The organism is Rhizobium sp. ERR 1071 (genome assembly GCF_007828675.1).
GTDB classification, from domain to species: Bacteria; Pseudomonadota; Alphaproteobacteria; order Rhizobiales; family Rhizobiaceae; genus Rhizobium; species Rhizobium dioscoreae.
In genome coordinates, this window is the sequence record NZ_VITM01000007.1 from 255,990 (window position 1) to 267,274 (window position 11,285).

At 56.6% G+C, this 11,285-nt stretch carries 13 protein-coding genes, 1 pseudogene and 2 riboswitches; of the genes and pseudogenes, 12 read left to right on the plus strand and 2 right to left on the minus strand.

All coding sequences use genetic code 11. The annotated features are described in order from the left end of the window. Window positions 1–44: 44 nt before the first annotated feature. Window positions 45–980, minus strand: coding sequence for a FecR family protein (locus FBZ99_RS23795; RefSeq protein ID WP_145635232.1), 936 nt, complete (start codon window positions 978–980; stop codon window positions 45–47). Between the two features lie 97 nt (window positions 981–1,077). Continuing rightward, window positions 1,078–1,584, minus strand: a complete 507-nt coding sequence (locus FBZ99_RS23800) for an RNA polymerase sigma factor (protein ID WP_145635234.1) — start codon at window positions 1,582–1,584, stop codon at window positions 1,078–1,080. A 193-nt stretch (window positions 1,585–1,777) separates the two neighbouring features. Between FBZ99_RS23800 and FBZ99_RS23805 the strand changes: the two genes are divergently transcribed. From FBZ99_RS23805 to FBZ99_RS23860, 12 genes and pseudogenes are all read left to right on the plus strand, one after another. Then, window positions 1,778–2,560, plus strand: a complete 783-nt coding sequence (locus FBZ99_RS23805; protein ID WP_145635236.1) for an ATP dependent DNA ligase — start codon at window positions 1,778–1,780, stop codon at window positions 2,558–2,560. Window positions 2,561–2,619: 59 nt separating this feature from the next. Beyond that, a complete protein-coding gene (locus FBZ99_RS23810) occupies window positions 2,620–2,934 on the plus strand; it encodes a hypothetical protein (protein WP_145635238.1) in 315 nt (104 codons plus the stop codon). A 470-nt stretch (window positions 2,935–3,404) separates the two neighbouring features. Continuing rightward, window positions 3,405–3,704, plus strand: coding sequence for a hypothetical protein (locus FBZ99_RS23815; RefSeq protein ID WP_186450340.1), 300 nt, complete (start codon window positions 3,405–3,407; stop codon window positions 3,702–3,704). Between the two features lie 493 nt (window positions 3,705–4,197). Then, a riboswitch (cobalamin riboswitch) is annotated at window positions 4,198–4,408 on the plus strand. Between the two features lie 99 nt (window positions 4,409–4,507). Further along, a complete protein-coding gene (locus FBZ99_RS23820; protein WP_145635240.1) occupies window positions 4,508–5,347 on the plus strand; it encodes an acyl-CoA thioesterase in 840 nt (279 codons plus the stop codon). After that, window positions 5,340–6,257: a LysR family transcriptional regulator gene (locus tag FBZ99_RS23825; RefSeq protein ID WP_145635242.1), complete on the plus strand. Its 918-nt coding sequence runs from the start codon at window positions 5,340–5,342 to the stop codon at window positions 6,255–6,257. Before FBZ99_RS23820 ends, FBZ99_RS23825 begins: the two co-directional genes overlap by 8 nt. Then, on the plus strand, window positions 6,258–7,415 hold the full coding sequence (locus FBZ99_RS23830; protein WP_246661186.1) for a DUF1852 domain-containing protein: 1,158 nt from the start codon (window positions 6,258–6,260) through the stop codon (window positions 7,413–7,415). A gap of 27 nt (window positions 7,416–7,442) precedes the next feature. Further along, the gene (locus tag FBZ99_RS23835) at window positions 7,443–8,477 is read left to right on the plus strand and encodes a methionine synthase (protein WP_145635245.1); all 1,035 of its coding nucleotides are present in this window, start codon (window positions 7,443–7,445) and stop codon (window positions 8,475–8,477) included. Window positions 8,478–8,621: 144 nt separating this feature from the next. Continuing rightward, a complete protein-coding gene (locus FBZ99_RS23840; RefSeq protein WP_186450341.1) occupies window positions 8,622–9,128 on the plus strand; it encodes a flavin reductase in 507 nt (168 codons plus the stop codon). Window positions 9,129–9,166: 38 nt separating this feature from the next. Next, on the plus strand, window positions 9,167–9,742 hold the full coding sequence (locus FBZ99_RS23845) for a GNAT family N-acetyltransferase (RefSeq protein ID WP_145635248.1): 576 nt from the start codon (window positions 9,167–9,169) through the stop codon (window positions 9,740–9,742). Window positions 9,743–9,833: 91 nt separating this feature from the next. After that, window positions 9,834–10,049, plus strand: a riboswitch (cobalamin riboswitch). A gap of 245 nt (window positions 10,050–10,294) precedes the next feature. Beyond that, window positions 10,295–10,516: a glutaredoxin-like protein NrdH gene (gene nrdH / locus FBZ99_RS23850; protein ID WP_145635251.1), complete on the plus strand. Its 222-nt coding sequence runs from the start codon at window positions 10,295–10,297 to the stop codon at window positions 10,514–10,516. Window positions 10,517–10,528: 12 nt separating this feature from the next. Then, window positions 10,529–10,939: a class Ib ribonucleoside-diphosphate reductase assembly flavoprotein NrdI gene (nrdI, locus tag FBZ99_RS23855; protein ID WP_145635253.1), complete on the plus strand. Its 411-nt coding sequence runs from the start codon at window positions 10,529–10,531 to the stop codon at window positions 10,937–10,939. Further along, a pseudogene (locus tag FBZ99_RS23860) lies at window positions 10,909–11,285 on the plus strand (class 1b ribonucleoside-diphosphate reductase subunit alpha); the annotation flags it as partial. The gene nrdI and the pseudogene FBZ99_RS23860, both read left to right, overlap by 31 nt.

Here is an 11,285-nt window from a genome sequence, read left to right on the forward strand (position 1 = left end):
GGAGCTAATGAATTAGTTGAGAAAAAAATTCATGTTTTTGGAACTTAGCCGGAGCGGTAGACGAGCGTGACATAATTGGCCGCGTTCAGGAGGCGGATGCCAAGTGTGTCTGCGATCGTCTGCAAGGCGCTCTCGGTACGGGCCGTTTCAAAGATCGCCGTAACCGGTATGTCGCCGATGCTGCTATCCATAAGAATGATACGGCCGCGCCGGTAACGCTCCAGTTCCGCCAATACGCGCCGCAGGGGCACGTCCTGGAAGATGATGCGGTCGCTGCGCCATGCCTCCACCGTGTCAAGACTTGCCTCGGTCGGCTGGCCGAGACCGTTGCGGCCATAACTGACTTGCCATCCCTCTTCCAGTCGCAGGTTGGAAAAGCCGTCTTCTTGCACTTGGACGGCATGCTCGCTGACGGCGACGGTGACGAGATCGTCTACAAATTTCACATCGAACTTCGTCCCGAGTGCGCGGGTGTTTCCACCCCCGGCATCCACTAGAAAAGAGCGAGCCGGATCGCGTGACACATCGAAGAATCCTTCACCGCGATAAAGCTCGACGCGCCGCTCCGTCTCACTGAAATGCGTCGAGAGCGCCGAATAGCTCCCCAGCTCGACAGTGCTGCCGTCAGGCAAGCCGATCGTCCTGCGCTCGCCTATGTCGGTTTTGTATTCCGCAAAAAAGCCCCGCTGATTGAGGGCATAGAGGCCACCAAGCCCCCCGACGATCGCGACGGAGCCGAGGACGAAATTGCGTCGTGACAGAAGCGGACGACCGCGGCGCATTCGATCGAATTCCGGCTGCATGATATCGAAGCGTGCCCAGAGCGCCTGCGCGTGATTCCATGCAGCGAGATGCGCGTCGTCCCGAGCGAGCCATTCTTCCAGCGCCTGCCGGTCGGCCGCCGTAACCTTGTCGTCGCGCATCCGCACGAACCACTCCAGGGCTTCCATGACGATCGGGTCAGTCACTTCTTCGTTCATATCGCTTCGCAGCCCGGCGTTCCCTAGACCCTTGTGGGTCAAAGCCTCTATTACCCATGACACCGCAAGCAAGCTATCCGATGAATGAGGAACCGGATTAATAGCGACCAATTTTCCGGTCGAGCTCTGCAAGAGCGAGAACGATGTGAGAAATCACGGTGTTGCGAGAAATACCTTGGCGTGCAGCGATTTCGTCATAGCCCATGCCTTCGAACTTGTTGAGGACGAAGGCCTCGCGGCGCTTTATCGGCAGCGACGCGACTGCCTGCAGAACACGTCGCAATTCACAACGATAGATCGCTGTCATTTCTGGGGAGGGGCGTCCATCCGGTATGGCGTGAAGCTCTGCATCCGGGATGCCAACTTCGCCATGTCGCTTGAGATCTCGGAGATGATTGAGCGCGAGATTGCGTGCCGTCGTCATGAGATAGGCCGGGCAGTTGTCGAGATTGCCAGTGTCCGCGGCCGCGACTAATTTGGTGAATGCTTGCTGGACAAGATCGTCCGTCGTGGCCCAGTTGCCGACGAGGCGTCGGATGAGTTGTTGCAGGCGCCTTTGTTCGGAGACGTATAAACCAGCGATATCAAACGTCTTGGCACTCATTGACTTCATCCAGATTTCAAACCGCGACAGATCCTCCTGTTGGCTGTAGGTGATCGAAAAATGAACTGCAATCTCGGAATCTTAGACGGCTTCTAAAGTGCTCCAGAGATACCAGCCCGCCGAGGTGATAAGTGACGGATTTCATTTAGGGTCGCATCACGCGCCTTGCGTCGTATTCTTGATCACATTTGTCATGTTTCGAACGATTGTGGCTATTGAGCAACATTCGTTTCCACGGCTGGGCGTTTACAAGCTGTTGTCCAGGCGAACCCCGTTTCAGCTTGGAGGCGCATTTAACTTCAAACGAGGACTCCACCCAATTCAGTTGGCCTTAAGCCACTTGAGGATACGCAGAAGTTCATTAGGATCCCGGCCGCGGGTTCGACTCCTTTATTTCGATGGACATGACCTGACAAAGCTGGATTTCGCTGAACGTCGGCAGATCCTCGATGGGCTTCTCGTCGATCATGCTGGCGTCATCAAACTATCCGAGAAGGTTGAAGCCGATGGCGACGAATTGCTGGCCGCCGCATGTGCGCACGGGCTGGAGGGTATCATCGCCAAGAACCGTGACCAGCCGTATCGCTCGGGCCGTACGGGTGATTGGATCAAGGTGAAATGCGTCCGGAGCGACAGTTTTTTCATCGTCGGTTATGAACCATCTGCCGTTGCGCACGGTGGGATCCGCAACTTGTTTCTTGCTGCCTATAGAGGTGACGATCTCGTTTACGTCGGCAATGTGGGGACGGGCTTCAATGAACGCTATGCCACCAGGCTCCGCAAGGATCTGGAAAAGCTCAAGACATCCCGGGCGCCGATCGCGCTGAAACAGCGTGGTGTCGTCTGGGTCCAACCGACGCTGATCGCCGAAATCGAGTATCGTGCCTGGACCGATGACGGCAAACTGCGTCACGCTTCGTACAAGGGACTCCGGGAACGGCAGGACAATGCCGAGGTCTATCGTCTACCGCAATGAGACCCAGAATGAATTGGCACAGCCCTAACCCGTGTGACAAATGGTCAAGAAGATAAGAAATGGCTCCGTTTCAATCGCCGCCAACAATAAAACTCTCCCGGCTACGCGATATTGGTTGGTCTCTGTGGGATCCAATAGGTTTATTGAAACCAGGACAACGGTGGGAAGATGAAGAGTGTAGGTCGTTCGCCGATGAATACGATACTTACCTGCTAAACGCGGCAGAACAGTTGCGTAGAGGAGTTGCCACTTCCACCGTCATTGCATATCTGGTTGACATCGAAGCTAATTACATGGGTTTGGGACAAAGACCCGATACCCATGAAAGGGCAAATTCATTGGTTGGCGCGATCAATGCGGACAGTTTGCTGTGAACCTATCCGAAGCCTTAGGCGTGGTGCCCCGCCAATTGAGCCAATCCGTTCCCCCGCAACTGGCCTGAAACGGCCCCTAGAGATCGGGATTGGCCGGCAAGTTGACCGCGGTGCGCTCTCACACTCGCCGATTTCCGGCGAGCAATATCATGGTCTCGTTCAATCCCAATCTGGAAGAATTTGGGCCTATTTGTATCGCTATCGCAATTGGTAGAGAATTGAAAAAATTGGCGTATTTCGCTTCGGCATAGGATACTAATACTTAGCCTGATAAAGAACAGATAAGCAGAGTTGTGGAACGTCTGGGCGGTTTGGTGGCTGTTGCATACCAGCCTGAAACCGCACTTTCCACGAGTGTTGAAGAATAGATACGCTAGGGACAGCTGCCTGTTATTCTAGGCAGGGGGTTGGGTTGAGCGGCCCACATCGATCCGTCCAATCGCCGCCACGGGCATATTACGACCGAGCTGGTGGGCGACGAAATCAAGCGCCTCAATGCGTTTTGCCGCCGGGCGACCGATGGTCAAGGGACCGATGTGATCATTGAAGATGTGTTAGGCACAGAAGATGCCGCCCGGCTCGAACGTTTTGATGCAGTGCAGCTTGCAACCGTTCTTCAGAGTTGCCGCGAGCATACGACGGCGAGTTCTGCCGGCAAAACCTCGTTTGCGATCTCGCGATTGGAAAAGAAAAGCAGCAATGACGCAGATCGTCTCACGAAGTATCTTGCGCGCTTCGATCTCGGATTTGAAGACATCAAGCTGCGGTGACCGCCGGCAGATTCCGTAGTGCTATTCAAAACGCGGAAAGACGAGTTCCATCACCTAGCCTGATCTAAAGCGTAATGTTCTCGCGAACTTATGGGTTGTTTGAATTTCCGGGCCGACAGTTCGATTCCCCTCACATCATTACGGATCGATTTTGTCGACTGTGGGTCGTGATCTCTAAAAGTGGCATTGCAGCCGAGTGCGGGACGACTGCTTTGCGCCGTCATTTCGGATAGCGGGACCGCCTGAAAGCTGCCTTCCCCTGATCGTATCGCCTCGTCAGCGTCGGCTATAGGCCGACGCTAGGGATACTATAGAGACGGCTAGTCCTTCGCGCACCAGAGAGCAAAGGTCTCCGGCTCTCGCAAGGCGATGACAAGATGCAACTGGCGTTGCCAATGAAGTCAGACATTAGCTTCGCATTCTACCCAAAAAAACCATGTAGCAAGTCATATAAAGATGTCGTTATATGGTTGACGGCTGCGCTCTCGCCAAGGCATGGTGTGCCCGTCGTGGTTCTGCGGATGTCGAAATCCGGAGCTAAGAGGGAATTCGGTGGCGGCGACACAAGCGCACATACCGGAGCTGCCCCCGCAACTGTAGGCGGAGAGTTGTCGTTCAACATGTCACTGAGGAAGACTCCTCGGGAAGACGAACGTCAGCGATGACCCGCAAGCCAGGAGACCTGCCGCGATAGATAACGTCCACGGGCGGGGTGTCCCGGTGTGCCGCTTTACGCGATCGGCATGCCCTGCCGTTCGCCCTGCGTCATGCGTCCGCCCCGTCACAACCTGATGGAAGTGCGGATGACACAGACGATCAAAACAACCGGCCAGCCAGCTCTGGCGACCCGTCTCATCGACATCGTTTTTCCCGGAGATACGAACCATCACGGAACGCTGTTTGGCGGAGCTGGCCTTGCTCTCATGGACCGCGTCGCATTCATAGCGGCCACCCGCTTCGGACGCGTCCCCTTCGTGACGGCCTCGTGTGAGCGCATCGATTTCAAGCAGCCGGCACATGCCGGCCACATCGTTGAGTTCTCGGCGGCGCCGGTCAGAGCCGGACGTCGATCTGTGACGGTCGAGGTCGAGATGTTCGCGGAGACAGTAGTAGGGCATCACCGCCATGCTTGCACTCGCGGCATCTTTAATATGGTGGCAACTCCCGAAGGCCAGGGCGCCCGGGATTTTTGCCTCCCGGAACTCCTGCCTGTGGAGCCGCCGCTTCCGATGGCGAGCGTCAAGATGGTGGATATCGTTTTTCCGGATCAGGCAAACAGCGTCGGGCGGATGTTCGGGGGTGAGGCTATCTCGTTCATGACGAAAGCCGCCTTCGTGGAGGCATCGCGCTACTCCGGCAAGCTGGTGGTGCTGGCGTCATCCGAGCGTATCGACTTTGCGAGACCCATTGAGATCGGGGAGATCGTCGAGGCGGAGGCACGTATCGAACGTGTGGGTCACAGCTCGATGCTTGTTGAGACAAAGCTCTGGTCGGAGAATCTGCTCGCGGGCGAAAGATCCATTACCGCCACTGGGTACTTCAACATGGTGGCGGTCGGCGAAGACAGCCGGCCGATTGCGATCCTCGAGGAAACCACTGCGGTAGAACTCTCCGCAAGCGAGGACGGGCACGCTCATGCTTGACCGACAGCATTTATCGATCCTGCGCGAAGTGGATCGCCTGGGAAGTCTGACCGCGGCCGCGGAACGGCTGAACGTGACCCAGTCCGCGCTCAGCCATACGATCCGAAAGCTCGAAGACCGCTATGGCGTGGCGATGTGGGAGAAGGACGGTCGCAATCTCCGTCTCACACAGGCTGGCCGCTACGTTGTTTCGGTGGCGCAGCGTGTGCTGCCGCAGATCGAGAGGGCCGAACATGTCCTGACGGACTATCGTCAGGGTCAGCGGGGTTCTTTGAGGATCGGCATGGAATGTCATCCATGCCATCAATGGCTGATGGGTGTGACAAAACCCTACCTCATGGACTGGCCGCAGGTAGACCTGGAGCTGACGACCTCATTCGCCGCCGGCGGTGTGTCGGCGCTAATGGTCCACGAGATCGACATCCTGATCACCCCGGACCCGATCGAGGCACCGGGTATCCTGTACGTGCCGGTGTTCGACTATGAGCTCGTGCTTGCCGCTCCAAGCTCTCACCCGCTTGCGAGCAGGGACTATGCCGACCCGATGGATCTCACCCATGAAACTCTCCTGACCTACCCTGTTCCGCCGCAGAGGTTGGACGTGTTCACGCAATTCCTGGTGCCCGCCAATTGCAGCCCCCGACACCACCGCAATGTCGAGACAACCGAGATGATGCTCCAGCTCGTGGCTGCTGGCCGTGGGGTCAGCGCCATCCCGGACTGGCTGGTGCACCAGCAGGCGGCAACGCTCGGCGTCTGCCCTGTGCGGATCGGCCCCACAGGGATCCACAAGAGCATTCATCTCGGCCTGAGACGTAGGGAAGAGGCCGTCGATTTCATTGCGGGCTTTCTCACTGCGTCGCGCGGGTCGAGAGATGTCTCTCGTCCCAAGCATGAGAGCCGCTCATGATTGCGTGAAATCAAATCAATTTTTCTTCGTCAAAGGCTCAGACATAAGGGGTGCACATACCAGCAGCAGAATCCTCCAGTACTGACAGGTAAAAGGGTGAGAGAAGCGATGAGAGCGATAAAGGAGAAACAAAGCGACCCTGCTTTCACTTCGGATGTGACGGATGATAATGCGGCGGACGCGGGATTTCGCTTCGTCCTCAAGAGTATTCCCTTCGATGAGAACTACCTTCCGGCAGCTAACACGCGCATTACGACTAATTTCGCGAACCTCGCCAGGGGGGCACGCCGCCAGGAGAATCTTCGCAACACCCTGACGATGATCGACAATCGCTTCAACGCCTTGGTTCATTGGGACAATGCTACAGGTGATCGATATTCCGTCGCCCTCGACATCATCTCGGTCGAGCTTGCGACCGATGCTCGAGGCAAGTCCGACGCCTTGCCGCTGATTGAGATCCTGAAGACGACGATCATCGACCGAGCCACGAATGCTCGCATCGACGGCATCGTCGGAAACAACCTGTCATCCTACATCCGCGACTATGATTTCAGCATCGTGCTGCCCTCATACAACAAGGAGCGCGCCGAATTCAGTACACCGGAGAATTTCGGGGAGCTGCATGGAAACCTGTTCCAATCGTTCCTGAAGTCCGAAGCGTTCAAGACGCATTTCAGGAAGCCGCCGGTGATCTGCCTGAGCGCCTCGAGCAGCAGGACCTATCGTCGGACTGAAAATCAGCATCCCGTGCTGGGGATCGAATACCAGCAGAATGGCTTCTCGGCGACCGATGAATACTTCGGTAAGATGGGATTAAAGGTTCGCTTCTTCATGCCGCCACATAGCGTGGCGCCTCTGGCATTCTACTTCCTCGGCGACCTTCTCCATGACTACACCGATCTTGAACTGATCGGCACCATCAGCACGATGGAGACCTTTCAGAAGATCTATCGTCCCGAAATCTATAACGCCAATTCGCCAGCGGGCGGCGTCTATCAACCGAGCCTGAAGCACCAGGACTACTCGCTGACCCGCATCGTCTACGATCGGGACGAACGTAGCCGGCTGGCCGTGGAACAGGGCAAGTTCGCCGAGGACCATCTGATCAAGCCTTACGGGCACATTCTTGAACAATGGTCTGCCAAGCACGCTCATTGACGAACCGAAATCACAAGGTCGAATGCCATGAAAACACTTCTGCCCACGTCAACTGCCGGCAGCCTGCCGAAGCCTTCCTGGCTTGCCGAACCCGAGAAGCTCTGGTCGCCATGGAAGTTGCAAGGCGAGGAATTGACCGAGGGCAAGCACGACGCCCTTCGCCTTTCTCTTGATGACCAGAACCAAGCGGGCATCGATATCGTCAGCGACGGCGAGCAGACGCGCCAGCATTTCGTCACGACGTTCATCGAACACCTGGACGGCGTTGATTTCGAGAAGCGCGAGACAGTCAGGATCCGGGATCGTTATGATGCGAGCGTGCCGACCGTTGTCGGCGCCGTGTCTCGTCAAAGACCGGTTTTCGTTGAAGATGCCAAGTTCCTGCGCCAGCAAACCAAGCAGCCGATCAAATGGGCGCTTCCCGGCCCCATGACCATGATCGATACCCTCTTCGACAACCACTACAAAAGCCGGGAAAAACTGGCGTGGGAGTTCGCCAGAATCCTCAATGAGGAAGCAAGGGAACTTGAGGCTGCCGGTGTCGACATTATCCAGTTCGACGAACCCGCCTTCAACGTCTTCTTTGATGAAGTGAACGACTGGGGCGTCGCCACCCTGGAAAGGGCGATCGAAGGGCTCAAGTGCGAAACGGCGGTGCATATCTGCTATGGCTATGGGATCAAGGCCAATACCGACTGGAAAAAGACGCTGGGTTCGGAGTGGCGGCAGTATGAGCGGACGTTCCCGAAACTGCAGAAATCCAGCATCGGCATGATCTCACTGGAATGCCACAACTCCCATGTGCCGATGGATCTCATCGAACTTGTCCGGGGCAAGAAGGTCATGGTCGGTGCGATCGACGTGGCGAGCAACACCATCGAAACTCCGGAAGAGGTTGCCGCCACCTTGCGAAAGGCTCTCCAGTTCGTCGACGCCGACAAGCTTTGCCCCTGCACCAACTGCGGCATGGCCCCGCTGTCGCGTCGCGTGGCAAGAGGCAAGCTGCAGGCATTGAGCGCAGGCGCGGAAATCGTCCGTAGGGAATTGTCTGCTGCGGCCTAACGAGTTGCTTACAGGGGACAGCGACAGCTTCACCCATATCCGTCAATGTTTGCGCGCGCCTTGCCAATTCTGTGGGGCAGGGGCTCGCTGCCGAACTTGATTTTTGAGAGAAACAACCGTCTCGACGGCGCTAACGAGGCTGATATGAAAATGGATGACCACCGCTTCGACATTGTTGATAGCGCCATTTTTCGCGATGGAATGTCTCGCCTTGCCACGTCGGTCAATGTCGTCAGCACCAGCGTTAGGGGCAAGCGATACGGCTTCACGGCCTCGGCTGTCTGTAGTGTCAGCGATACGCCGCCTACGCTTCTCGTCTGTATCAACCGCGCAAGTTCATGTTTTCATGCCTTTGGAGGCGCCCGCTATTTTTGCGTTAACACCCTGATGCCAGGCCAGGAAGACATTTCAAACGCGTTCGGAGGCCGGATACCGACAGAAGATCGATTTTCATTCGGGCAATGGAATGAAGGGATTGCCGGCTCCCCCGTCCTTCTTAGCGCATCGGTCAGTTTCGAATGCGAACTTGTCAATGCCGTTGATGAGGCTACTCACCGCATTCTTTTCGGCAGGGTGATCAACCTTTGCGAAAATGAAGAACGTGCAACGCTCCTGTATTGCATGCGTCGATATATAAATGGGATAGTCTAGCGCTAAGTCGGGATTTGGGGACGTTCGAGAACAGAGTTGTGAAATCGATAAGCGCACTGACATGGCTCACTGATGACGATCCAACCGCTGTGCGGACTGAAGCACGCGCATTCTGCCTCCGGATCATCAAGGACTTCTACAAGATCGACTATACCCCTGCCTGGCACACCGATCTGGACTCTTTGTTGGACGTGTCCTCGGAGAGTTGGTTCTCGAATGAAAGACGCGGGGCTTTCCTAGTCGTTCGCGACGAACAAGAGCGCGTCGTCGCCGCCGGAGGCCTCTACGATCTTCAGAACAAGCCGACTACGGCGATCCGCCTGCAAGATCGCTATTGCGACGCTGCCAATGTATGCCAGATCGTCCGGGTCTATCTGGAGCCACACGTGCGGCGGAAAGGACTCGGCGGTTCAATCGTTGCTGCCCTGGAGAATAAGGCGCGCGATCTCGGTTATGTCACGTCCTATCTCCATGCCGATGCGGGCACACCTGATACCCTCAGCTTCTGGAGAAGCCAAGGCTACAGCGAGTTCGGCCGGTTCTCGTATCCCTCGGCAAAAGGGATGGATACCAGCGTGGACTTCGACAAGCAGCTTCTGACCCAGAAGGACTGAATATCCACGGCTTGGAGCCTTGCAGCCGGGTTTTCCCCTGTGAATTTGGCACAGTCGCATCATAGCCGTTGACGCGGATTTAACCTCGTATACTATATCTAGTGTTCGAGGTTCCCTTCGATTCGAATTCGGATCAAGGGCTAAGATGGGAATTCGGTAGCGCACATGATGTTCGCGAAGCCGAGGCTGCCCCCCGCAACTGTGAACGGCGAGTGCCTTGTCCATTATGCCACTGGGAGTTCCCGGGAAGGCGGAGAAGGTGCGGCGATCCGTGAGCCAGGAGACCTGCCTTGATCGATACGTCCGCCGGCGGGGTGTCCGGCAGGGTACGGTAGATTGCGTCCGGATGAAGCCGGTCCTATGCCGTCCTCGCTGCCCCGTCATCTGTCTGCTTCGGGGTGAAGGCCATGAATTCACAATTCTATATCATCGCTGACCCGTAGTCGTTTCGACTGCGGCCATCCGCGCCGTCGATTTCTGCCACAGCCCTTTTCGCTCCGGTCCGATGCCAGGCCGGACACCCTTTTCTGCGTCCAGCTTCACGAGGAAACCATGTCGATCACCGTCTATTCCAAGCCTGCCTGCGTTCAATGCACTGCCACCACCCGCGCGCTCGACCGCCAGGGGATCGACTATACTGTCGTCGACGTTTCGACCGATATTGCCGCCTACGAGCTGGTGCAGGGTCTCGGCTATCGCCAGGTTCCCGTCGTCATCGCCGGCGAGCAGCATTGGGCGGGCTTCCGCCCGGACATGATCAGCGCGCTCGCCTGAGTGGCTGCTGCAATGGGTGAGGTGATCTACTTTTCCAGCAGATCCGAGAATACCCATCGCTTCGTCGAGAAGCTCGGCCTTCCCGCGCAGCGCATCCCCATCACTGGCGAGACCCTGCAGGCAGGGTCGCCCTATGTGCTTCTCGTTCCGACCTATAGCGGCGAGGGCGGCAAGGGGGCCGTGCCCAAGCAGGTGATCCGTTTCTTGAACGATGCGGCGAACCGTTCGAACCTTCGCGGCGTGATCGCCGCGGGCAACAGCAACTTCGGCGAGACCTACGGGCTTGCCGGCGACATCATCTCAAAGAGATGCCAGGTGCCTTACCTCTATAGGTTCGAGCTCCTAGGCACCGAAGAGGACGTCGCCAATGTCAGACACGGATTGGAACGATTTTGGACACGGCAGTTCTCGAGCGCCCCTTGAAGGCGCAGGCCGCTGATGCGGCGCTCGATTATCACGCACTGAACGCCATGCTGAACCTCTATGACGAGCACGGAAAGATCCAACTCGACACGGATCGCATGGCGGCCAAGCAATACTTCCTCCAGCACGTCAACCAGAACACGGTCTTCTTCCATAATCTGAGGGAAAAGCTCGATTATCTTGTGACGGAAGGCTACTACGAGCAGGAGGTGCTGGATCAGTATTCCTTCAATTTCGTGCGCGATCTCTTTGACCACGCCTATGCGAAAAAGTTCCGTTTCCCGACCTTCCTCGGCGCCTTCAAATACTACACAAGCTACACGCTGAAGACCTTCGATGGAAAGCG